The sequence below is a fragment of the Burkholderia sp. BCC0397 genome (assembly GCF_902832865.1).
Lineage (GTDB): Bacteria > Pseudomonadota > Gammaproteobacteria > Burkholderiales > Burkholderiaceae > Burkholderia.
The window spans coordinates 639,109-662,684 of sequence record NZ_CADFDL010000004.1 but is presented as its reverse complement, the minus strand read 5'-3'; the positions used below and the strand labels follow the sequence as shown (position 1 = coordinate 662,684).

The window sequence follows — 23,576 nt, the reverse complement described above, 5'->3', positions numbered from 1 at the left end:
CGTCACGACGACGTGCGGGCGAGTTCCTCCCCTTCGCGCGGCACCGCCCGTTCGCGAGTCAGCCGCGGAATGTGCCGCCGCATCACGAGCAGCGCGACGCACACCACGCCCATCGCCACGGCCAGCATCGTCAGGTACGCGCCCGCGCCGCCCGCCGTGATCACGATCGCGCCCGCGAACGCGCTGAGGATCGCGCCGAGCCGGCCGAACGCGAGCGCGCCCGCGGTGCCGGTCGCGCGCACGGCCGTCGGGTAGATGTACGCGCACAGCGCATACATCGTCGACTGCACCGCATTGACGAACAGCCCGTGCAGGCCGAGCCCGACGATCAGCCAGCCCGTATGGCGGCTCGCATCGACGCCCATCAGCCATACCGCGGTCGCCGCGCCGCCGATGCTGCACAGCGCGAGCGGCCAGCGCGACCCCGCATGCGCGATCGCCCATGCGCACAGCAGCGCGCCGATCACGCCGCCGAGGTTGTACGCGGTGAGTCCCGAGCCCGCGACCGACACGCTCAACCCGCTCGCCGCGAGCATCGTCGGCAGCCAGCTGAACGCCGCGTACACGGCGAGCAGGCACATGAAGAACGCGCACCACAGCGCGATCGTGTCGCGCGCCTGGCCGCTCGCGAACAGCGCGCCGAAACCGCCGCGGCCGCCGGGCGTGCGCGCGTCCTTCATATCGGTGAACACGGTGCCCGGCGCGACCGGCCGCTGCATCCGCGCGAGCAGCGCACCGAGTTCGGGCCAGCGTGCGGGGCGCCGCGCGAGATAGCGCGGCGATTCGGGCAACGCGCGCACGAGCACGAAGCCGAGCACGAGCGGCAACGCGCCGCCCGCGAAGAACAGCCCGCGCCAGCCGTAGCGCGGCAGCACCTCGTGCGCGAACAGGCCGGCGAGCATCCCGCCGAGCGGCACGCAGACGATCGTCGCGGTCACCATCATCGTGCGGCGCCGCGCGGGCGTGTATTCGGCGGTCATCGTGGTGGCCGTCGGCAGTGCGCCGCCGATCCCGAGCCCCGCGCAAAAGCGCAGCATCGCGATCGTCGCGACGTCGGGCGCGAAGCCGATCGCGCAGGTCGCGACGCCGAACAGGAACACGCTGCCGATCACGGCCTGGCGGCGGCCGAAGCGGTCCGCGACGATCCCCGCGCACGCGCTGCCGATGCCCATCCCGACCAGCCCCGCCGCGACGGCCGGCGCGAATGCGCCGCGCGTGATGCCCCACTCGCGGATCAGCACCGGAATCGCGAAACCGATCAACTGGCCGTCGAAGCCGTCGAGCACGATCGCGAACGCGGCGAGCAGCACCACGCCGCGCTGCATCGGCGTAAACGGCCCGTCGTCGAGCGTCGTGCCGATGTCGATCGACGGCGGCAGCCGTCCATCCGATGCGTCGCGCGTGCTCATGCGACCTCCCGGGCGCCGCGCGTCGGCGGCAAGGTGCGCGAACGGCGCGCGGCAAGACAACGGCATTCGATGGCTTTCATGGCGTCTCCATTTGCCCGGGCTGGCGCACACGCGTGCCCGGATCTCGTGCTGCGCAGTCGGCCGGCGCCCATGCATCGGCGCCGGCGTCCTGTCCTGCCCTTCACGATCCGGCGCCATCGCCCCGCGGGCGCGGCATCCGTATCGTCACGCGGCGCCAGCCGGCCGCCGGCCTGTTGCTCAGTTCGTCCGTGCGTCGATCAACCGGACGAGCGCGAGCAGCGTCTCGGCATGCGGCACCGCGACGCCCGCTTCGCGCGCGGCCGCGACGACCTTGCCGTTGATCGCGTCGATTTCGGTGCGGCGGCCCGCGAGCACGTCCTGCAGCATCGACGGGCGATGGCCGCGGTGTTCGCGGATTGCATGCTCGACGTTGCGCGCGATGCGTTCGCCGTCGACCGCAATGCCCTTCGCGCGCGCGACGGCGGCGGTCTCGGCCGCGATCGCCAGCGCGAGCCGCGGACCGTCGTGATGATGGCCGAGCTGGTCGACGGTGCAGCCCGTCGCCGCGCACAGCGTGTTGAGCGCCGCATTGAACGCGACCTTCTCCCAGATCGCGGCCCACACGTCGGCATCGAGCGTGCACGCGAGCCCCGCGCGCGACAGCGCGTCGGCCACGGCCATCGCGAATGGGCGCGCCGCGCCGTCGGCCGTCATCATGCGGATCGTGCCGGCGCCATGCGAGCGCACGTGTGCAGGGCCGGCCGCATCGGCCGGCCACGTCGTCACGCCGACCAGGATGCGCTCGAGCGGCACGAACGCATTCAGCGTCTCGACGTTGCCGAGCCCGTTCTGCAGCGTCAGCACGAACGTGTCCGACGTCAGCAGCGCGCGCACGCCGCCGAGCGCCGCCCGCGTGTGCAGCGATTTCGTGAAAACGATCAGCAGATCGAACGGTGTGTCGGGCGCGGCGGCCGCGTGCGTATTCGCGGCTTCCGGCCGCACGGCCTGCAGCGTGCGAATGCGCCGTTCGCCTCGGTCGTCGTCGATGCGCAGCCCGTCGCGACGGATCGCATCGAGATGCGCATCGTTCACGTCGATCAGCGTGACGGCTTCGCCGCTTTCGGCGAGCCGGCCGCCGAACAGCGAGCCCATCGCGCCCGCGCCCAGAATCGCGATTCTCATCGTCGTCGACCTCGTCAGAATGGATAGTGGCGCGGCGCCGTCTGCACGGTGATCCAGCGCAGGTCGGTGAACGCGGCGATGCCGGCCTGGCCGCCGAAATGGCCGAAGCCGCTGTCCTTCACGCCGCCGAACGGCATCTGCGCCTCGTCGTGCACGGTCGGGCCGTTCACGTGACAGATGCCCGATTCGATACGCGCCGCGACACGCAGCGCCCGCGCGACGTCGCGGCTGAACACGGCCGACGCCAGCCCGAACGCGTTGTCGTTCGCGCAGCGGATCGCGGCCTCCGCGCCGTCGACGCGCACGATGCCCTTCACCGGGCCGAACGATTCTTCCGCGTAGATGCGCATCGCCGGCGTCACGTGGTCGAGCAGCGTCGCGGGAAACAGCGTGCTGTCGGCCTTGCCGCCGCACCGCAGCGTCGCGCCGTGTGCGAGCGCATCGTCGATCAGCGCGTTGCAGCGCTCGACGGCCTTCGTGTCGATCAGCGAACCGAGCACGACGGGCCCCTGGCGCGGGTCGCCGAGCGGCAGCGATGCGGCCTTGGCGGCGAGCTTCGCGACGAACGCGTCGGCGATCGACGCATCGACGACGATGCGCTCGGTCGACATGCAGATCTGCCCGGAATTCGCGAAGGCGCCGAAGGCGGCCGCGGCGACCGCCGCGTCGAGATCGGCATCGTCGAGCACGATGAACGGCGCCTTGCCGCCGAGTTCCAGCACCGCCGGTTTCAGGTGACGCGCGCACGCTTCGGCGACGATCCGCCCGACCCGCGTCGACCCGGTGAAATTCACGCGGCGCACGGCCGGATGTGCGATCAGTGCGTCGACGACGGCGCCCGCATCGTCGGGCGCGTTCGTCACGAAGTTGACGACGCCCGACGGCAGCCCGGCCTCCTGCAGCGCCTCGACGACCAGCCCGTGCGTGACGGGGCACAGCTCCGAGCCTTTCAGCACGATCGTGTTGCCGCAGGCGAGCGGCAGCGCGAGCGCGCGCGTCGCGAGAATCACCGGCGCATTCCACGGCGCGATGCCGAGCACGACGCCGGCCGGCTGCCGCACGCCCATCGCGAGCGAGCCCGGCACGTCGGACGGAATCAGCTCGCCGCCGACCTGCGTGGTCAGCGACGCGGCCTCGATGAGCCCGCTCGCCGCGAGCTGCACGTTGAAGCCGGCCCACAGCGCGGATGCGCCCGTCTCGGCCGCCATCGCGGCGACAAATTGTTCATGCTTCGCTTCGAGCGCGGCAGCCGCCTTCAGCAGCAGCGCGCGGCGGGCGCCGGGCCCGAGCGCGGCCCATTCGGGAAACGCGCGGGCAGCCGCATCGGCCGCCGCGCGCGCATCGTCGACGGTGCCCGCGGGCGCGGCCGACGCGATTTCGCCGTCGAGCGGGTTGCGGCGCACGAAGGTCGCGCCGCTGGACGAGTGGCGGCGTTCGCCGCCGATCAGCATTGCTACGGTTTGCATGGAATCTCCGGAAAGACGCGCGCCGCGCGTCAGGCAATCTCGACTTCGACGACGACCGGCGTCGCCGCACGCAGCGCGTCGGTCAGCACGTCGCGCAGCTTCGCCGCTTCGGCGACGCGCACGCCGCGGCAGCCCATCCCTTGCGCGAGCGCGACGAAATCCAGGTCGGGCAGATCGGTGCCCTGCACCGGGTCGCCGGGGCCGAAGCCGAACACGAGCGCGAAATCCTGCAACGCCGCGTAACGCCGGTTGTTCAGGATCACGAACGTGATCGGCAGTTTCAGCTGCGCGGCGCTCCACAGCGCCTGGATCGAATACAGGCTCGAACCGTCGCCGATCAGCCCGATCACGCGCCGGCCCGGCTGCGCGAGCGCGACGCCGACGGCGGCCGGCATCCCGTAGCCGAGCCCGCCGCTATCCATCGTGTAGAACGTGCCGCTGCGCGTGAACGGCAGATGCTCCTGCATCACCGGCCGCGCGCTCGGCGCCTCCTCGACGACGATGTCGTGTGCGTCGCGCACGTCGGCGAGCGTCTGCAGCGCGAACGCGACCGACATGCGCTCGCCGGCAGCCGGTGCGTCGACACGGACCCGCGGCGCGCGCGGCGCGGGCATCGGCCGCTCGGGTGGCGCCGGTCGCGCAAGAAGATCGCGCGCGGCGAGCCGCAAATTGCCGACGACCGCATCGCCCGACGGCGTCCACGCGGCGACGCCCGGATCGTCGACGAGCTGCACGAGCGTCGCACCCTGCGGCACGTGCGGGCCGAAGCCTTCGATGTGATAGGTGAACGCGGGCGCGCCGAACGCGAACACGAGATCGTGCCCGTCGAGCCGCGCGACGATCTTCTCGCGGATCGCGGGCAGGAAGCCGGCGAACAGCGGATGGTCCTCGGGAAAGCTGCAGCGCCCCGACATCGGCGCGACGTACACGCGCGCACGGTGCCGCTCGGCGAGACGCACGACGTCGTCCCACGCCCCCGCGCGATCGACGGCCCCGCCGACCACGAACGCGGGGCGCCGCGCGGCGTCGAGCGCGTCGCCGAGCCGCGCGAGCGCATCGGGATCGGGCCGCACGATACTGCTGACGTCGCGCCGCGGCAGCAACTCGGCCGGCTGGTCCCAGTCGTCGACCGGAATCGACACGAACACGGGGCCGCGCGGCTCCTGCATCGCGATGCGGTACGCCCGCGCGATCGCGGCCGGCACGTCCTGCGCGCGAGCGGGCTCGACGCTCCATTTCACGTAAGGCTTCGGCAGCTCGGCGGCCTGCGTCGCGCCGAGGAACGGATCGAACGGCAGGATCGCGCGCGCCTGCTGGCCCGCGGTGACGATCAGCGGCGTGCGGTTCTTGAACGCGGTAAACAGATTGCCCATCGCGTTGCCGACGCCCGCCGCCGAGTGCAGGTTGACGACCGCCGCATGGCCGGTGGCCTGCGCGTGACCGTCGGCCATCCCGACCACGACGGCTTCGTGCAGGCCGAGCACGTAGCGGAAATCGTCGGGGAAATCGCGGAACATCGGCAGCTCGGTCGAGCCGGGATTGCCGAACACGCGGTCGATGCCGAACTGGCGGAGCAAGTCGATGACGGTGTCGCGGACGGTGATCGGTGCGGCGGAATGGGACGGGGTGCCGGACATGCTCGGGCGTCTCCTCGATGGCTTGGCGGTTTCCATAGTATCGAAGCGCAAGCCATTCACTGATACTGTATTTTCTGCAAAAAGCCATTACGCTCCAGCATGACTTTCGATCTCCGACAACTGCGCGCGTTCACGACGATCGTCGCGTGCGGCAGCCTCGGCCGCGCGGCCGACGCATTGCATGTCACGCAGCCGGCGCTGAGCCGGATCCTGAAGCGGCTCGAGGAGCAGGTCGGCGCGCCGCTGTTCGAGCGCCATTCGAAGGGCGTGCAACTCACCGCGTTCGGCGAAGCGTTGCTGCCGCACGCGACGCTGCTGCAGCACGAGGCCGAGCATGCGCGCGAGGAGCTCGACGCGATGCGCGGATTCGCGAAGGGCACGATCAAGGTCGGTACGGTGGGCAGCATCGCGAGCCTCGTACTGCCGATCGCGGTCGGCCGCGTGCTCGACCGCTGGCCGAACCTGCGCGTCGAAATCATCGAAGGTGTGTGGGACCGGCTCGCGGAAGGGCTGAACAAGCACGAGATCGACTTGGCGCTGTCCGCGCACGGGCCCGATACCGACGAGATCGTCGCGATTCCCGAATGCCGCTGGGAAGATCGCAGCCATATCGTTGCGGCGCCGCACCATCCGCTGCGCGCGCTCGGCCGCGCGCCGACGCTCGCCGATACGCTGCACGCACGCTGGGCGATTCCGCCGCGCGGCACCGCGCCGTTCGACCACATGCGCGCGACCTTCGACGCGCACGGGCTCCCGTTGCCCGACATCGCGGTCGAGACGCGCTCGGTCACGACGCTGAAAAGCCTGGTCGCGCACGCCGGCTTCCTCTGCTGGATGGCCGAGCCGATGTATGGCGCCGAGCGGCGCGCCGGCACGATCGACACGCTGCCCGTGCGCGAAGTAGTCGCGGTGCGTACGCTCACCGCGTTCCGGCGCCGCCACGGGATCCTGCCGGGGCCGGCCGGCAAGCTGCTCGACGAACTCGTCGCACTCACGCGCGAAGGGCGCTGACGCTTTTTTCCGCCCGCTCCGGCGCGCCTGCCCTGCCCGCGCACCGCCGCAGCGCACCATCGAAATGCCGTGTCCCCGCCTTGACTTTCGTTCGCCCGAATACGATCATTCGCTCACACAAAGAGCAAATGATCGTATTCGACACGATAGACAGGCAGGAACAGGAGACACCGGATGAGCGAATCGCCCTCCGCCCACGCGCCCGTGCTGCTGCACATCGGCGCGGGCTCGTTTCACCGCGCGCACCAGGCGTGGTATCTGCATCGCGTGAACGCGGCCGTGCCGGCCGACGAACGCTGGTCGCTGACCGTCGGCAACATCCGCGACGACATGCGTGAGACGATGGACGCGCTCGCCGCGCAACACGGCGCGTACACGCTCGAAACCGTCACGCCGCAAGGCGAGCGCGCGTACGAGACGATCCGTTCGATCACGCGCGTGCTGCCGTGGTCGATCGATCTCGCCGCGCTGATCGACGCCGGCGCCGATCCGGCCTGCCGGATCGTGTCGTTCACCGTCACCGAAGGCGGCTACTACCTCGACGAACACAACCGGCTCGACGTCGCGAACGCCGATCTCGCCGCCGACCTGCAGGGCGCGCGCACGACCCTGTACGGTGCGCTCGCGGCGCTGCTCGCCGAACGCGTGAAGCGCGGCGCGGGCCCGCTCACGCTGCAAAGCTGCGACAACCTGCGCAACAACGGCGCACGCTTTCGCGCGGGGATGCGCGAATTCCTCGAACGGCGCGGCGAAGCGGATCTCATCGCGTGGTTCGATGCGAACGTCGAGACGCCCAGCGCGATGGTCGACCGCATCACGCCGCGCCCGACCGCCGACGTGCGCGAACGCGTGCGCGCGGCCACCGGCGTCGACGACGCGTGCCCGGTGATGGGCGAATCGTTCATCCAGTGGGTGATCGAGGACCGCTTCGCGGCCGGCCGGCCGCGCTGGGAGCTGGCCGGCGCGGAACTCGTCGACGACGTGCATCCGTATGAGGAAGCGAAGATCCGCATCCTCAACGCGACCCACAGCTGCATTGCATGGGCCGGCACGCTCGCGGGCTACACCTACATTCACGAAGGCACGCACGACGCGGCGATCCGCCGCTTCGCGCACGACTACGTGACGCAGGACGTAATCCCGTGCCTGACGCCGAGCCCGCTCGATCTCGCGCGCTACCGCGACGTCGTGCTGGAGCGCTTCGGCAACCCGTACGTGCTCGACACGAACCAGCGCGTCGCGGCCGACGGCTTCTCGAAGATTCCCGGCTTCATCGCGCCGACGCTCGCCGAATCGTTCGCGCGCGGCGCCGCGCCGGTCGCCACCGCCGTGCTGCCCGCGCTGTTCCTGCGCTTTCTCGAACGCTGGGCGCGCGGCACGCTGCCGTATGCGTACCAGGACGGCGTGATGGACGAGAGCAGCGCACGCGCGCTCGTCGGGGCCGACGATCCGGTCGTCGCGCTGTGCGCGAGCCGCGCGCTGTGGGGCTCGCTGGCCGGCAACGCGGCGCTGTTCGAAGCGTTGCGCGCCGGGCTCGCGCGCGTCGACGCATGGCTCGCGGCGCGCTGACGACGCGCGCGCCGGCGCCCGGCCGCGCAGCCAGGCGAACCTGCTTGGCACATGCCGTGCGGCACGGCTAAAGTAGCGGCTCCTCTCTGACGGAACGGATCGCTCATGTATCTCGGCATCGACCTCGGCACCTCGGAAGTGAAGGTGCTGCTGCTCGCCCCGGACGGCGCGGTCGTCGGCACCGCCGGCTCGCCGTTCAGCGTGTCGCGGCCGCATCCGCGCTGGGCCGAACAGCATCCGGACGACTGGTGGCAAGGCACGCTCGCCGCGCTCGCGGCGTTGCGCGAGCGGCATCCCCAGGCGTTCGCGCAGGTGCGCGGCATCGGCCTGTCGGGCCAGATGCACGGCGCGGTGCTGCTCGGCCGCGACGATCGCGTGCTGCGCCCCGCGATCCTCTGGAACGACATGCGCAGCGCCGACGAATGCGCGCTGCTCACCGAACGCGCGCCCGATCTCCATGCGCTGGCCGGCAACCTCGCGATGCCCGGCTTCACCGCGCCGAAACTGCTGTGGGTCGCGAAGCACGAACCCGACGTGTTCGCGGCGACCGCGTGCGTGCTGATGCCGAAGGACTACCTGCGATTCCGGCTGACCGGCGCGAAAGTGTCCGATCCGTCGGACGCGGCCGGCACGCTGTGGCTCGACGTTGCACGCCGCGACTGGTCCGATGCGCTACTCGCTGCGTGCGGGATGACGCGCGAGCAGATGCCGCGCATCGTCGAGGGCAACGCGCCGTCCGGCACGCTGCGTGCGGACATCGCACGCGCGCTCGGGCTGTCGGAGGCCGTCGTGGTCGCGGGCGGCGGCGGCGACAACGCGACGAGCGCGCTCGGCATCGGCGCGATCCACGCGGGCGACGGCTTCGTGTCGCTCGGCACGTCCGGCGTGCTGAGCGTGGTCGGCGACCGCTTCATGCCGAATCCCGCATCGGCCGTGCATGCGTTCTGCCATGCGATTCCCGACCGCTGGCAACTGATGAGCGTCGTGCTGTCGGCCGCGAGCTGCCTGCGCTGGGTCTGCAAGCTGACCGGCACCGACGAGCCCGCGCTGCTCGCCGAAGTCGAGGCGCTCGACCCCGACGCGCTCGCGGCGGCGCCGCTGTTCCTGCCCTACCTGTCGGGCGAGCGCACGCCGCACAACGATCCGTACGCGCAGGGCGTGTTCTTCGGCATGACGCACGCGACCGAGCGCGCGCACCTCGGCTATGCGGTACTCGAAGGCGTGACGCTCGGGCTCGCCGACGGCCTCGACGCGCTGCATGCGGCCGGCGTCGAAACCGACCAGTTGTCGCTGATCGGCGGCGGCGCGCGCAGCGCGTTCTGGGCGCAACTGATCGCGGATGCGCTGAACGTGCGCACGCGCCAGATCGGCGGCGGCGAAACGGGCGCGGCGCTCGGCGCGGCACGGCTCGGCTGGCTGGCCGTCGGCGGCGATCCGCAGACGGTGCTGACCAAGCCGCCGGTGCGCGCCGAATACGCGCCGGACGCTGCCCGCCATGCGCGGCTGCGCGAACGCCTCGATGCGTTCCGCACGCTGTACCGTCACGTGCGGCCGCTGTACGAACCGTCGCGCGCACGGCTCGCGTAGGCGCCGCGCTCGCACGGCCGGCCGCCGGCCGTGCGCGCGACATGCGGTACAGTGGATGCCGTCATGCGGCCCGCCGGCCGGCCCGCGGGGCGGCCCCCAGATCCGAACCGAATCGCTATCGTGTCCAAGTCCTCAGAAAAACTCGATCTCGCCACGCGCGCCGCGTGGCTTTACTACGTCGCGGGCGACACGCAGAACGAAATCGCCGAAAAGCTGCAAGTGTCGCGCCCCGTCGCGCAGCGCCTCGTCGCGTTCGCGGTCGAGAAGAACCTGATCCGCGTGCGCGTCGACCATCAGCTCGCCGACTGTCTGGATCTCGGCGCGCAGCTGTCGAAACGCTACGGCCTCGCGATGTGCGAAGTCGTGCCGGTCGACGCCGACGCGCCCGACGCGATTGACCGCAAGCTCGCGGTCGCCGGCGCGCAGGTGATGGAGCGCTACCTGAACGAAACGCGGCCGATGGTGATCGCGGTCAGCAGCGGCCGGACGCTGAAGGCCGCGGTCGCGCAGATCGCGCAGATCGACCGCCCGCAGCACCGGCTCGTGTCGATGGTCGGCGCGATCGCGGCCGACGGCTCGTCGAACCGCTACGACGTCGCGCAGTACATCTCCGAGAAAACCGGCAGCAAGCACTTCCTGCTGCCCGCGCCGCTGTTCGCCGACAGCGACGCCGAGCGCGCGCAGTGGTGCAACCACCGGCTGTACCGGATCGTCGAGGCGCTGTCGGGCGAGGCCGACGTCGCGTTCGTCGGGATCGGCAACATCGGCCCGCACTGCCCGCTCTACGAAGACGGCTTCATCACCGAACAGGAACGCGACGAGATGACCGCGCTCGGCGCGGTGGCCGAACTGCTCGGCGTGCCGATCGACGCGCAGGGCAAGCTGATCGACGTGTCGACCAGCGCACGCGTGACGAGCGTGTCGCTCGCCACGCCGCCGAAGCTGCCGACGATCGCGTTCGCCGGCGGCCCGAAAAAACACGACGCGGTGATTGCCGCGCTGCGCGGCGGCTGGCTGTCTGGGCTCGTCACCGACGAAGCCTGCGCGCGCGCCGCGCTCGCCGCGAAGGCGGCCTGACGCCGCCGTCGCACGCGCCGGTTCAGGCCGCGCGCGGTGCCGGAAACGCATGCCGGCGCGCGCGCCACGCGCCGACCCACGCCAGCGCCAGCAGCGCAACGAGCACCCACGGAATCGCGCCGGCGCCCGTCGCGCCGAGCAGCATCCCGCCCGCGATGCCGCCGCCGGCAATCGCCAGGTTCCACACCGTCACGAGCATCGACTGCGCGACATCGGCCGACTCCCCCGCCGCGTTCGCGGTGGCCGTCTGGAACAATGTCGGCGCGCCGCCGAACGCGAGCCCCCACAGCACGACGCCCGCATAGACGATCGTCATCCCGGAACCGGCGCCGAGCATCGCCGCCGCCAGCGCGAACAGCGCGATGCTCGCGAGCGTCAGGCGTCGCTGCGCGGCGCCGATCCATGCGCCCGTCAGCGCGATGCCGACGAGCGACGCGATGCCGAACACGAACAGCACCACATCGACCTGCGCGCCCATCCGCACGCCCGCAAGGAACGGCGCGACGTACGTGTACAGCATGTTGTGCGCGAGCACGTACGCGAACATCACGGTCAGCACCGGCCGCACGCCGGGCAGCGTCATCACGCCGAGCACCGGCTCGCGCGCGCCGGCCTGCTGCCCCGGATAGTCGGGCACGCGCACGCGGATCCAGCCGATCAGCGCGAGCGCCGCGAGCGTGATCAACGCGAACGCGACGCGCCAGCCGAGCGCCGCGCCCAGCGCGGTGCCGGCCGGAATCCCGATCGACATCGCAACCGGCGCGCCGAGCATCGCGACCGCGATCGCGCGGCCGCGCAGCGACGCGTCGACCATCCGGCTCGCATAGCCGGCCAGCAGCGCCCACAGCAACCCGGCCGCCATCCCGGCGACGAACCGTGCTGCCAGCGTGAGCGCGTAGTACGGCGATGCGGCCGTCACCGCATTCGACACGACGAACCCGGCCAGCGCCGCGAGCAGCAGCGGGCGCCGGCGCATCGCGCGGGTCGCGGCGACGAGCGGAATCGCCGCGGCGATCGAACCGAGCGCATAGACGGTCACCAGTTGGCCGATCAGCGCCTCGGTCACGTGCAGGTCGGCGCTCATCAGTGGCAGCAGGCCGGCCGGCAGCGCTTCGGTGAGAATCGTGATGAAGCCGGCAGTGGCAAGCGCAAGCAGGTTCGCGACCGGCAGGCGCGCGAGCACCGGTGCAGACGAACCCGATGCAGGATCGGCGGCCCGGTCGGCGGCGGCCGCGGAAGCGGACGGGGAAGCGGATACGCACTCGCTCATGCCGCGCTCCGGTCGTCGACGCCATACACCGCATCGCGCACGTCGGTGACGATGCGCCCGTGCATCCCTTCGTACAACGTATTGGTCAGCGCGACGACGGTCAGCCCGGCCGCGCGGTCGACGAACCACGCATGCCCGTACGCGCCGCCCCAGCGCCAGGTGCCGACCGACTCAGGCGACTGCGCGGCCGCCGGATCGCGCAGCACCGAAAAGCCGAGCCCGAAACCGAATCCCGGCGCATCCCGCAATGCGTGCGCGCCCGGCTGCACCCGCGCCATCTCGTCGATCCAGCGCGGTGCGAGCCAGCCGTCGAGGCCCGTGCGCAGCGTATCGAGCAGCGTCAGGCAATCGTGCGCGGTGCCGACCATGCCCGCGCCGCCGGACGGCCACGCGGTCGCATCGAACGCGCGCGCCGGCTCGAAGCGGATGCCGACCGTGCCGTCGAACACCGGCACGAGATCGTCGTCGGCCATCCGGCGCGGCGCGCCCGGCGTGCTCACGTAAGGCGTCGCGACGCGCTCGGCGTCGGGCGCGACGAATGCGGTATCGGACATCCCGAGCGGCGTCGTGACGAGCGCGGCCACGGCCTGCGGGAGCGGGCGGCCGTCGACCGCCTCGATCAGCGCGCCCGCCACGTCGGTCGCGAGCGAATAGCCCCACGACGTGCCGGGCGCGAACTGCAGCGGCACGCCGGCGATGCGCCGCACGTTCTCGGCGAGCGACAGGCTCGCGCGATCCATCCCGTCGGATACGCCCGCGCGTGCATACGGGCCGTCGCCGTCCGCTTCGAAGAAGCGATAGCCGAGGCCGGCCGTATGCGACAGCAGATGCCGCAGCGTGATGTTCGCCGGCGTGCCGTCCGCGAGCGTCGGCATGAACGCGGGGAGCCAGCGCGCGACCGGCTCGTCGAGCCCGATGCGGCCTGCCGCGACCAGCCGCATCGCGGCGGCGGTCACGATCGGCTTGGACACCGACGCGAGCCGGAACAGCGTGTCCTCGCGCATCGGCGTGCCGGCTTCGCGATCGGCCAGCCCGGCCGCGCGTGCATAACGCACTTCGCCGTCGCGCGCGACCAGCACGACCGCGCCGACCACGCGCGAATCGGCCAGCGCGCGATCGAGCACGGCGTCGAGCCGCGCGCGCAGCGCGGCGTCCGGTTCTCTGCGGGGGGCGGTGACAGGCAGGGATGACATGGCGTGACCTCGAACAATGAAGGAACGCCCATCGTAGGGAGCCGGCGCGGGAAGAAAAACCGGGGTAGAGTTCCGGACACTCCGGACATCGATGTCCGTAATCGGAAACCTGCATGGAAAATCTTGGCGGCTTCGTCGTATTCGTCCAGGTCGCGGAAACGCGCAGTTTCGTCGCGGCCGGTCGCGCGCTCGGGCTGTCGGCGTCGGCAATCGGCAAGCGCATCGCACGGCTCGAAGCGCGGCTGAACGTGCGACTGTTTCACCGCAGCACGCGCAGCATCACGCTAACCGCGGAAGGCGCGCGCTTCCTGGAACGATGCCGGCGCGTGATCGCCGAGATCGACGCGGCCGAGCAGGAACTCACGCACAGCGCCAACGCGCCGCGCGGGCGGCTGCGCGTGAGCCTGCCGACGATCGGCACGCTGCTGCTGCCGGTGCTCGCCGACTTCATGGCCGCGTATCCGGAAATCGAACTCGACATCGACTTCAGCGACCGGATCGTCGACGTGGTCGACGAAGGCTTCGACGCGGTGCTGCGCACCGGCCGGCCGACGGATTCGCGGCTGTCGTCGCGCCTCCTCGGCCACTTCGGCCAGCACCTCGTCGCATCGCCCGACTATCTCGAACGGCACGGCACGCCGCGCACGCCGGCCGATCTCGTGCAGCACCGCTGCCTGCACTACCGCTTCCCGAGCAGCGGCAAGCTCGAGATCTGGCCGCTGCGCGCGTCGCGCTCGGGCACGCCGCCGGCGATACCCGTCTCGATGGTCAGCAACAGCGCGGAGACGCGCCTGTGCTTCGCGCTGCGCGGGCTCGGCATCGCGTGCCTGCCCGAGTTCTTCGTGCGCGACGCGCTCGACGACGGCGCGCTGCGCGCGGTGCTCAGCGAGCACGTCGTGAGCCGCACGCCGTTCTACGTGCTGTGGCCTTCAGGCCGTCATCCGACGCCGAAGCTGCGCGCGTTCGTCGACTACATGGCCGAGCACTTGCGCCTGTAACCGGCGCCCGCCGTCACGCGGCCTTCGCGTGCACACTGAGCCGCCGGAACGCCTGCCCGTGCTCGTCGAACAGGTGGCAGTGCTCGGCCTGCGCATGCACGCGCAGCGCGTCGCCGGTGCGGTACGTGTCGAGCGGCGGAATCCGCGCGATCAGCCCGTCCGGCGCGACGGCCGACTCCGCATACAGATACGCGGCGTCGCCGAGCGATTCGACGGCCATCGTCCGCGCGGCGACGCCCGCCGCCGCCGCATCGACCAGCAGATGCTCGGGCCGCACGCCGACGGTCACCGCAGCGCCGCGCTGCAGCCCCGCCGCGTCGACCGCGACACGCTGCGTCTCGCCGCTGTCGAAGCGCACGAGCACGCCGCCCGCATCGGCCGATTCGACCGTGCCCTTCAGGAAGTTCATCTTCGGCGAGCCGATGAAGCCCGCGACGAACTGGTTCGCCGGCGCGTGATACAACTCGTTCGGCGTGCCGACCTGCTGCACCGCGCCGCCCGACAGCACGACGATCTTGTCCGCGAGCGTCATCGCCTCGACCTGGTCATGCGTCACGTAGATCATCGTCGTCTTCAGCTCGTCGTGCAGCCGCGCGAATTCCAGCCGCATCTTCACGCGCAGCGCGGCGTCGAGGTTCGACAGCGGTTCGTCGAACAGGAACACCTTCGGCTTGCGCGTGATCGCGCGGCCGATCGCGACGCGCTGCCGCTGGCCGCCCGACAGCTGCTTCGGCTTGCGGTCGAGCAGGTGATCGATGTGCAGGATCTTCGCGGCCTGCTTCACCGCCTGGTCGATCTCGGGCTTCTTCGCACCCGCGAGCTTGAGGCCGAACGCCATGTTGTCGTACAGCGTCATGTGCGGATACAGCGCATACGACTGGAACACCATCGCGATGCCGCGCTTCGCGCTCGGCACGTCGTTGACCTTCGCGCCGTCGATCAGCAGGTCGCCGTTCGAAATGTCCTCGAGGCCGGCGATCATCCGCATCAGCGTGGATTTGCCGCAGCCGCTCGGGCCGACGAACACGACGAATTCGCCGTCGGCGATGTCGAGGTTCACGTTGCGCAGCACTTCGGTGTCGTCGTAGCGCTTCGCGATGTTGCGCAGGAGCACGCTTGCCATGATCTGTCTCCGTTCGTTCGTGATGCGCCGCGTGACACGCGGCGCGCAATCGTTGCTAGTTCGGCAGCACCGCGCCCGTCGCCTGCCAGCGCGCGACGTAGCCGGGCAGCTCGTGCATGTCGTCGAATACGTGACGCGCGCCGATGCCGCGCAACGCGTCGATCTGCGCGGCCGATGCGTGCCCGCCGCCGACGAAGCCGAGCACGGTCATGCCGGCCGCGGCCGCCGCGGTGATGCCGGTCACGCTGTCCTCGACGACCAGGCATTGCGCGGGCACCGCGCCGAGCGTGCGCGCGGCCGCCAGATACACGTCCGGCGCCGGCTTCGGCCGCGCGACCGAATCCGCGCAGAACAGCCTGTCGCCGAAGAAGCGCGCGAGGCCGGTACGCGCGAGCGCCGCTTCGACGTACGCGCGATAGCTGTTGCTCGCGCAGGCCGTCGTCAGTGGAATCGCGGCCAGCGCCGCATCGATGCCATCGACCATCGGCGCATTGACGGCCGCCGCCTCGACCGCGCGGCGGATCGCGTCGACGTCGTCGGCCGACAGCGTGCGCCCCACCGCTTCGCTCGCGCCGGCCAGCACGCGCTCGATGCGCAGCCCGAGCAGCGGCATCACGGCCGGCCGCGCATCGACGCCCGGCCAGCGCGCATCGAGTTCGCGCACGATCACGTCGGCGGCCACGGCCTCGCTGTCGATCAGCACGCCGTCGCAATCGCAGATCAGCACGTTCATGCCGTGACCGTTCGTGCGTTCGCCGGCCGCACCTTCGCCGGCCGCGCTCATTTGACCGCCCCGAACGTGAGCCCGCGCACGAGCTGCTTCTGCGACAGCCAGCCGACGATCAGGATCGGCGCGACCGCGAGCAGCGAAGCGGCGGACAGCTTCGCCCAGAACAGCCCTTCGGGGCTCGAGTACGACGCGATGAACACGGTCAACGGCGCGGCGTTCGAGCTCGACAGGTTGATGCTCCAGAACGCCTCGTTCCACGACAGGATCACGAGCAGCAGCGCGGTGGACGCGAGCCCCGGCAGCGCCATCGGCATCAGCAGGTAGACGATCTCCTGCCACGTCGACGCGCCGTCGATGCGCCCGGCTTCGAGGATGTCCTTCGGGATCTCGTTGAAGTACGTGAAGGTCATCCACACCGCGATCGGCAGGTTGATCAGCGTGTAGACGATCACGAGCCCCGACACCGTATCGAGCAGCCCCGCGTTCTTCCACAGCAGGTAGATCGGCACGAGCACGCCGACCGACGGCATCATCTTGGTCGACAGCATCCACAGCAGCACTTTCTGCGTGCGATGGTTCGGGAAGAACGCCATCGCGTACGCGGCCGGCACCGCGAACAGCAGCGAGATCACCGTGACGCCCGCCGAGATCAGCACCGAATTCCACGCGAACGCGAAGTAGTTGCTGCGCGCGAACACCTCGCGGAAGCTGTCGAGCGTCGGCATGAAGAACAGCGTCGACGCGTACGCCTGCTGCTCGGTCTTGAACGCGGTGATCGCCATCCAGAAGATCGGGAAGAACAGCAGCAGTGCGATCAGCCACGCGAGCGCGCCGGGCAGCGCGCGCCGCACGAGGTCGAACACGGCCGGCGTGCGCCGGCCTGCGAAGGTCAGGTCGCTCATTTGTCGTATTCCCCCTTCAGGTTGCGCGCGAGCATCCGCACGAGGAAGAACGACACGACGTTCGCAACCACGACGGCGATGATGCCGCCCGCGGACGCGAGGCCGACGTCGAACTGCTGCAGGCCGAGCGCGTAGATCAGGTACGACAGGTTGGTCGTCGCGTCGCCGGGGCCGCCGCCGGTCGTCGTGTAGATTTCCGCGAAGATCGACAGCAGGAAGATCGTCTCCATCATCACGACCACGGCGATCGCGCGCTTCAGGTGCGGCAGCGTGATGTAGAAGAACATCGCGATCGGGCCGGCGCCGTCGATGCGCGCGGCTTCCTTCTGCTCCTGGTCGAGCGACTGGATCGCGGTGAACAGGATCAGGAATGCGAACGGCAGCCACTGCCACGCGACGATGATGATCACGGCGGTCAGCGGGTAATCGGCGAACCAGTCGATCGGCGTCATCCCGAGCGCGCGCATCGCGTTCGCGACGAGCCCGTACACCGGATGCAGGATCATGTTCTTCCAGATCAGCGCGGAGACGGTCGGCATCACGAAGAACGGTGCGATCGCGAGCAGGCGCGCAATGCCCTGCCCGTAGAACTTGCGGTCGAACAGCACGGCCATCAGCACGCCGCCGACCACCGTGATCGCGAGCACCGCGCCGATCAGCACGAGCGTGTGCCAGATCGCGGGCAAAAACGACGGATCGGTCGCGAGGAAGCGGTAGTTGTCGAACCCGGCGAAGCCCTTCACGTCCGGGTTCAGCAGGTTGTAGCGCGAGAACGAATACCAGATCGTCATCGCGAGCGGAATCGACATCCACAGCAGCAGCACCGCGACGGACGGCGACACGAGCCAGCTCGCGCCGCCGCGCGCACGGCGCGGCGCGCCGGGCGGCAGCGACGCGTCGCCGACCGACGGCGCGTGACTCAGGGGAAGACGCAGGTGACGCATGATCGGAGTCCCTCCGGTTGATACGCGGGCGCGAACGGCCTGCCCGCCTGTCAGCTTCGCCGGCCCGCGCCGTGTGCCACGGCGCACGATGCGGGCCGCGCGACGGCTTGCGCGTTACTTCTTGTAGCCGGCCTGCCGTACCGCGCGGTCGGCGGCGGCCTGGCCCGCGGCGAGCGCCTGGTCGACCGACATCTGGCCCGCGACCGCGCCCGCGATCGACTGGCCGACCACCGTGCCGAACGACTGGAATTCAGGAATCCCGACGTACTGCACGCCCGTGTACGGCACCTTCTTCAGCGACGGATCGTTCGGGTCGGCCGTCTCGATCGCCTTCAGCACGAAGTCCGAGAACGGCGCGGCGGCCTTGTACTCGGGGCGCTGATACGTCGACGTGCGCGTGCCCGGCGGCACCGAGGCCCAGCCTTCGTCCTTGCCGGCCATCTCGATGTACTGCTTCGAGGTCGCCCACGCGATGAACTTGCGCGCGGCGTCCTGCTGCTTCGACGTCTTCGGCACGGCCAGCGCCCACGCCCACAGCCAGTGCGAGCCCTTCGGCGTGGCGGCGACCGGCGCGGCCGCGAAGCCGATCTTGTCGGCCACCTGCGACTGCTGCTTGTTGTAGAGCATCCCGGCCGCGACCGTCGCGTCGATCCACATCGCGCACTTGCCGGACGCGGTCAGCGTCAGGTTCTCGTTGAAGCCGTTCGAGCTCGCGCCCGGCGGGCCGTTCTTCTTCAGCAGGTTCACGTAGAAATTGATCGCCTTCTTCCATTCGGGCGACGTGAGCTGCGCGTTCCAGTTGTCGTCGAACCAGCGGCCGCCGAACGTGTTCACGACCGTCGACACGTACGCCATGTTCTCGCCCCAGCCAGCCTTGCCGCGCAGGCAGATCCCGTAGGTGCCCTTCGACTTGTCGGTGAGCTTGTCCGCGAATTCGGCGATCTGGTCGTAGGTCGGCTGGTCGGGCATCTTCAGCCCCTTCGCCGCGAACAGGTCCTTGCGGTAGAACGTCATCGAGCTTTCCACGTAGAACGGCAGCGCGTAGAGCTGGCCGTTGTACGACAGGCTGTCGCGCGCGGTCTTCACGATGTCGTTCAGGTCGTAGTCGGCCGGCAGGCCCGTGATCGGCGCGAGCCAGCCGCGCTTGCCCCACTGCGGCGTTTCATAGGTGCCGATCGCCATCACGTCGAACTGGCCGCTGCCGGTCGTGATGTCGGTCGTCGCGCGCTGGCGCAGCACGTTCTCCTCGAGGATCACCCAGTTCAGCTTGATGTCGGGGTTCGCTTTCTCGAACGCCGGCGACAGCTTCTTCAGCTCGATCATGTCGGGGTTGTTCAGCGTCGCGATCGTCAGCGTGCCGGCGGACGCCGCGCAGGCCGCCGTCGCGAGCGCGGCTCCGGCGAAACAGCGTGCGGCGGCGTCGAGCATCTTTCGTTGCATGGCATGTCTCCTGTGATTGTTCGATGTATCGTCGTTCCTGCGTTTCCTTCACGGCCCGTCATGCCGGCCGCTGCATGCCGCACGCACGCGCGTAGTGCGCGATCACGTCGCGTATCCGGTGGCGCACCCACGCGCGCGGCGCCTTCGCGAGCCCGCCCGCGCGGCACGCCGCGTAGACATCCGGCAGCCACTGCGCGACGAGCGTCTCCGGCACCGGCTGCCGCGCGAGGTTGCTAAACAGTTGCTCGACCGCGGCCGCGACGGCCGGCTGCAGCCAGTAGTAGCGAATGCGGTCGCTGTAGCTGAACTGGCGCGCGAGCCGCTGCGCGGTCTCGTCGCCGCGGTAGTACGGCGCCCAGTGCTCGGGCTGCGCGCGCATCGCCGCATCGACGACGTCGCGCAGCCGCGAACGCTGCGCGACGTCGTCGATCAGCGCGTCCTCGATGAACGTCAGCGCGAACAGCGCCTCGCGCAGCGCGAACGTCAGCGCGGGGCCGACCTTCAACACCGCGAAGTGGTCGCGCACCAGCGCGGCGAGCGCGGCTTCGGTCTGGTAATCGGTCGAATGCGCTTCGAACACGAGGCGCGGTGTCTGCAGGATACTCGCGCCCAGTGACGCTGCCTTGGCGCTGTCGTAATCGAGCACGTGGCGATCGTCGAAGTCGACACCCGGCTGCGCGACGATCGCGACGACGCGCGTCCACGCGTCGTCGAGCCCGGCCGCCGAGAACGCGCGGCGATGCGCGTCGAGCGTCGCCGCGATGCTGTCGCTGCGCGTGACCGCGATCTGCGCGATCTCGTCGTGACTCGCCTCGCCGCTCACTTCGCCGCCGGGCGTCGGCACCTCGGTGCCGATTACGTAGACGGGCGCGATCCCGACGCGCGTCGCCGCGTCTTCCGCGACGCGGCACAGCTCGGCCGCGCGCGCGGCGATCGTGTGATCGTCGAGCCGGGCCGGATCGTCCGCGCACGCCATGCTCGCATCGAGATGGATCTTTTCGAATCCGGCTTCGACGTAGGCCGCGACCATCGCAGCGGCTTCACGCATCGCGTCGGCCGCGCGGCGATGCCGCCACGGGTTCGGGCCAAGATGGTCGCCACCGAGCACGAGCGCCGTCGGCGCAAGCCCGCAGCGCGCGGCGATCGCATCGACGTCGCGGCGGAAATCGGCGGGCGTCATGCCCGTATAGCCGCCAAGATGGTTCACCTGATTGCAGGTCGCCTCGATCAGCAGCGGCGAGCCGTCCGTGCGCGCGGCTTCGCACGCGGCCTCCAGCACGAGCCGGTGCGCGCTGCAGATCGAATAGATGCCGCGCTGCGCGTCCGCGCGGTTCGCGTCGAAGATCATCCGCAGCACGGTGTCCGCGTGCGCGGTGCGCGTGCGTTCGGCAACGGTCGTCAGGCCGGACATGCGATACCTCGTTCGGTCAGGAAACGGTCGATCTCGGCCGCGCTGCTGTTGCCTTCCATCGGGCCGCGCCGCGTGACCGCGATCGCGCCGGCCGCGTTCGCGCGGCGCAGCGCGACATCGATCGGCACGCCCGCGACGAGGCTCGCGACCAGCGTGCCGCCGAAGCAGTCGCCGGCGCCGGTCGGATCGACTTCGTCGACCGCGAACGCCGGCGCCTCGGCACGGTGCGCGCGATCGAACGCGACGCTGCCTTGCGCGCCGCGCTTGAGCACGACACGCTCGAGCAGCGGATGCGTCGCGAGCAGGCCGGCGATCGCGCGCTCGGCCGGCTGCGGCCCGCAGAAGAACGGCAGGTCGGCTTCGCTCGGCAGGAACAGGTGGCACGCGGCGAGCATCTCGTCGAGTGCTGCGCGCATCGGGCGGAAACTCAGCATTTCGGGCCGCACGTTCGGATCGAACGACACCTTGGCCCCGGCGCGCGCGGCCTCGATCACGCCGCGCTGCACGGCCGCGATCGCCGATTCGCTCGTCAGCGACGAGCCCATCACGTGAAAGTAGCGACAGCCGTCGAACATCGCGGCGTCGACGTCGGACGCATCGACGCATGCAGCGGCACTGGTCGACAGCGAGAAGACGAAACTGCGCGAGCCGTCGTCGCGATACGCGACGAACGCTGTGCCGGTCGGGCGTGCGACGCGGCGAATGCGCGCGACGTCGACGCCGTCGCGTGCGAGCCGCGCGACGATCGCGTCGCCGAACGCATCGCGGCCGACGCAGCCCGCATACGCGACGCGCGCGCCGAGCCGGGCGGCCTGGTCGGCAAAGATCGCCGGCGCACCGCTCGGGAACGGTCCGGCGAACAGGCCGGGCGTATCGAAGCCCTGGCCGCGCTCGGCGGCGACGAATTCGGCCAGCAGTTCGCCGGCGACGACGATCTCGGCCATCAGGCGAGCCCTCCTCGTTCGACGGCGGCCGCTGCGTCGCGGGCCGGCCGGCGGGTGGCGCGTGCGAGCGGCGCCATATCAGCTCATCCAGTTGCCGCCGTCGACGTTCAGCGTCTGGGCGGTGATGTAGTCGGCGTCGGCCGACGCGAGGAACAACGCGGCGCCCGTCAGGTCGCCCGGCACGCCCATGCGGCCGAGCGGCACGGCTTCGCCCACGAGCCGCTTCTTCTCGCCGAGCGGCCGGTTCTCGTAGCGCGCGAACAGCGCATCGACCTGTTCCCACATCGGCGTGTCGACGACGCCCGGCGCGATGCCGTTCACGTTGATCCGGTGCGGCGCGAGCGCGAGCGCGGCCGACTGCGTGTAGCTGATCACCGCGGCCTTGGTCGCGCAGTAGTGCGAAACGAGTGCCTCGCCGCGACGGCCGGCCTGCGACGACATGTTGACGATCTTGCCGCCGCGCCCCTGCTCGACCATCCGCTGCGCGACGGCCTGCATCAGGAAGAACAGCCCTTTCACGTTGACCGAGAACAGCCGGTCGAACACGTCCCACGATTCGTCGAGGATCGGCCGCATGTCGAACAGCGCCGCGTTGTTGAACAGGATGTCGACGCCGCCGAAGCGCTCGACCGCCGTGGCGACGATCCGCTCGATGTCGTCGCGGCGCGTGACGTCGGCCGTGACGGCCACCGCGCGGCCGGGATTGGCCTCGATCAGCCGCGCGAGCGAGCCGCCTGCCGGCTTCAGGTCGACGAGTACGCAGCGCGCGCCCTCGTCCAGATAGCGTTGCGCGACCGCCTCGCCGATGCCGCTTGCGGCGCCCGTCAGGATCGCGACCTTGTCTTCCAGTCTCACTGGCTGTCTCCGGTTCGTTCTGTTGCACGACGGTCGCGAGGTGAGCGAACGCTCTCCGACCGATCAATTGCTCTGTTAGTGATCGAATGATCGGATACGCGATACGCGCTGTCAAGACGACGTGACGGCTTTCTATGACGCGCTGCGGCACGACGGCGCACGACGACGCCCCGCCGCGCCCGCACGGCAACGCGCGCGGCGCACGGTGCGGCGCAGTGGCATTGACGGTGAAGGGGACGGAGCGAGGGCGGGAAAACGGAATTCGCGCTGCACGGTGCGACGATACGTTATATCATCGCCATACTTTGTTTCATCGCCCTGCTTCACGCCATGGCTACCTCATCGCCCATCGACGCCCGGCTGTCCCGGGCCGACGCATTCGCCGCCGAGCACGGGCTCGCGTGGACGCCGCTGCGCCGCCAGGTCTACGAACGCGTGCTGGCCGCGCAGCGCCCGATCGGCGCGTACGACCTGCTCGCCGAACTCGAACCGCAACGCGGCCGCGTGCCGCCGACGACCGTCTATCGCGCGTTGGATTTCCTCGTCGAGCACGGCTTCATCCATCGGATCGAATCGAAGAACGCGTTCTTCGCCTGCTGCGAGATCGGCGTGCCGCACGAAGGCCAGTTCCTGATCTGCGACTCGTGCGGCGACACCGTCGAGATTCCCGGCGGCGACCTCGCGAAGCAGTTGTCCGCGAGCGGGCCCGCGCACGGTTTCGAAGTCCACCACCAGGTCGTCGAGTTGAGCGGCCTGTGCGGGCACTGCAAGCGCAAGCCCGCGCAACGCTGACGCCGCATCGCGCGG

General features: G+C 70.4%; 20 protein-coding genes. 6 read left to right on the top strand and 14 right to left on the bottom strand.

Annotated features, from left to right (window positions below; genetic code table 11):
* Nucleotides 1-2 precede the first annotated feature (2 nt).
* From HWX03_RS17160 to mdlC, 4 genes are all read right to left on the bottom strand, one after another.
* A complete protein-coding gene (locus HWX03_RS17160) occupies nt 3-1,409 on the bottom strand; it encodes an MFS transporter (RefSeq protein WP_175871963.1) in 1,407 nt (468 codons plus the stop codon).
* A 258-nt stretch (nt 1,410-1,667) separates the two neighbouring features.
* Nucleotides 1,668-2,612, bottom strand: a complete 945-nt coding sequence (locus HWX03_RS17155; RefSeq protein WP_175871962.1) for a 2-dehydropantoate 2-reductase — start codon at nt 2,610-2,612, stop codon at nt 1,668-1,670.
* 14 nt (nt 2,613-2,626) lie between these two features.
* Nucleotides 2,627-4,078: an aldehyde dehydrogenase family protein gene (locus HWX03_RS17150; protein ID WP_175871961.1), complete on the bottom strand. Its 1,452-nt coding sequence runs from the start codon at nt 4,076-4,078 to the stop codon at nt 2,627-2,629.
* A 29-nt stretch (nt 4,079-4,107) separates the two neighbouring features.
* Nucleotides 4,108-5,715: a benzoylformate decarboxylase gene (gene mdlC, locus HWX03_RS17145; protein WP_175871960.1), complete on the bottom strand. Its 1,608-nt coding sequence runs from the start codon at nt 5,713-5,715 to the stop codon at nt 4,108-4,110.
* A 99-nt stretch (nt 5,716-5,814) separates the two neighbouring features.
* On the opposite strand from mdlC, the gene HWX03_RS17140 reads away from it, so the two are divergent.
* From HWX03_RS17140 to HWX03_RS17125, 4 genes are all read left to right on the top strand, one after another.
* The gene (locus HWX03_RS17140) at nt 5,815-6,726 is read left to right on the top strand and encodes a LysR family transcriptional regulator (RefSeq protein ID WP_175824269.1); all 912 of its coding nucleotides are present in this window, start codon (nt 5,815-5,817) and stop codon (nt 6,724-6,726) included.
* 174 nt (nt 6,727-6,900) lie between these two features.
* Nucleotides 6,901-8,295: a D-arabinitol 4-dehydrogenase gene (gene dalD, locus HWX03_RS17135; protein ID WP_175871959.1), complete on the top strand. Its 1,395-nt coding sequence runs from the start codon at nt 6,901-6,903 to the stop codon at nt 8,293-8,295.
* A 105-nt stretch (nt 8,296-8,400) separates the two neighbouring features.
* Nucleotides 8,401-9,882, top strand: coding sequence for a xylulokinase (xylB, locus tag HWX03_RS17130; RefSeq protein WP_175871958.1), 1,482 nt, complete (start codon nt 8,401-8,403; stop codon nt 9,880-9,882).
* A 120-nt stretch (nt 9,883-10,002) separates the two neighbouring features.
* Entirely contained in the window at nt 10,003-10,959 is a 957-nt protein-coding gene (locus tag HWX03_RS17125) for a sugar-binding transcriptional regulator (protein ID WP_244107412.1), read from the top strand.
* 22 nt (nt 10,960-10,981) lie between these two features.
* On the opposite strand, the gene HWX03_RS17120 is transcribed toward HWX03_RS17125, so the two are convergent.
* Together HWX03_RS17120 and HWX03_RS17115 are read right to left on the bottom strand one after the other, a co-directional pair.
* Nucleotides 10,982-12,229 (bottom strand): MFS transporter, encoded by a 1,248-nt coding sequence (locus tag HWX03_RS17120; RefSeq protein ID WP_175871957.1) that lies wholly within the window; start codon nt 12,227-12,229, stop codon nt 10,982-10,984.
* A complete protein-coding gene (locus HWX03_RS17115; protein ID WP_175871956.1) occupies nt 12,226-13,422 on the bottom strand; it encodes a serine hydrolase domain-containing protein in 1,197 nt (398 codons plus the stop codon). Before HWX03_RS17115 ends, HWX03_RS17120 begins: the two co-directional genes overlap by 4 nt.
* Before the next feature lie 113 nt (nt 13,423-13,535).
* On the opposite strand from HWX03_RS17115, the gene HWX03_RS17110 reads away from it, so the two are divergent.
* Nucleotides 13,536-14,420 (top strand): LysR family transcriptional regulator, encoded by an 885-nt coding sequence (locus HWX03_RS17110; protein ID WP_175871955.1) that lies wholly within the window; start codon nt 13,536-13,538, stop codon nt 14,418-14,420.
* Between the two features lie 13 nt (nt 14,421-14,433).
* Here the strand turns inward: HWX03_RS17110 and ugpC are convergent, their stop codons facing one another.
* The 8 genes from ugpC to HWX03_RS17070 form a co-directional block, all read right to left on the bottom strand.
* Nucleotides 14,434-15,543: a sn-glycerol-3-phosphate ABC transporter ATP-binding protein UgpC gene (gene ugpC / locus HWX03_RS17105; RefSeq protein ID WP_175871954.1), complete on the bottom strand. Its 1,110-nt coding sequence runs from the start codon at nt 15,541-15,543 to the stop codon at nt 14,434-14,436.
* A gap of 55 nt (nt 15,544-15,598) precedes the next feature.
* Nucleotides 15,599-16,327: an HAD family phosphatase gene (locus HWX03_RS17100; protein WP_175871953.1), complete on the bottom strand. Its 729-nt coding sequence runs from the start codon at nt 16,325-16,327 to the stop codon at nt 15,599-15,601.
* Nucleotides 16,324-17,175, bottom strand: a complete 852-nt coding sequence (locus tag HWX03_RS17095) for a carbohydrate ABC transporter permease (protein WP_175871952.1) — start codon at nt 17,173-17,175, stop codon at nt 16,324-16,326. The genes HWX03_RS17100 and HWX03_RS17095 overlap by 4 nt, the downstream gene beginning before the upstream one ends.
* Nucleotides 17,172-18,119 carry a sugar ABC transporter permease gene (locus HWX03_RS17090; protein ID WP_174429606.1) on the bottom strand — a complete coding sequence of 316 codons (948 nt, stop codon included), beginning with the start codon at nt 18,117-18,119 and terminating at the stop codon, nt 17,172-17,174. The genes HWX03_RS17095 and HWX03_RS17090 overlap by 4 nt, the downstream gene beginning before the upstream one ends.
* Nucleotides 18,120-18,233: 114 nt before the next feature.
* Nucleotides 18,234-19,559: a sugar ABC transporter substrate-binding protein gene (locus HWX03_RS17085; RefSeq protein WP_175871951.1), complete on the bottom strand. Its 1,326-nt coding sequence runs from the start codon at nt 19,557-19,559 to the stop codon at nt 18,234-18,236.
* Nucleotides 19,560-19,617: 58 nt separating this feature from the next.
* Nucleotides 19,618-20,970, bottom strand: a complete 1,353-nt coding sequence (locus tag HWX03_RS17080; RefSeq protein ID WP_175871950.1) for a D-tagatose-bisphosphate aldolase, class II, non-catalytic subunit — start codon at nt 20,968-20,970, stop codon at nt 19,618-19,620.
* Nucleotides 20,958-21,914 carry a sugar kinase gene (locus HWX03_RS17075; protein WP_175871949.1) on the bottom strand — a complete coding sequence of 319 codons (957 nt, stop codon included), beginning with the start codon at nt 21,912-21,914 and terminating at the stop codon, nt 20,958-20,960. Before HWX03_RS17075 ends, HWX03_RS17080 begins: the two co-directional genes overlap by 13 nt.
* Nucleotides 21,915-21,992: 78 nt before the next feature.
* Nucleotides 21,993-22,769, bottom strand: a complete 777-nt coding sequence (locus HWX03_RS17070; protein WP_085041034.1) for an L-iditol 2-dehydrogenase — start codon at nt 22,767-22,769, stop codon at nt 21,993-21,995.
* 330 nt (nt 22,770-23,099) lie between these two features.
* Between HWX03_RS17070 and HWX03_RS17065 the strand changes: the two genes are divergently transcribed.
* On the top strand, nt 23,100-23,561 hold the full coding sequence (locus HWX03_RS17065; RefSeq protein WP_174390673.1) for a Fur family transcriptional regulator: 462 nt from the start codon (nt 23,100-23,102) through the stop codon (nt 23,559-23,561).
* Nucleotides 23,562-23,576 lie beyond the last annotated feature (15 nt).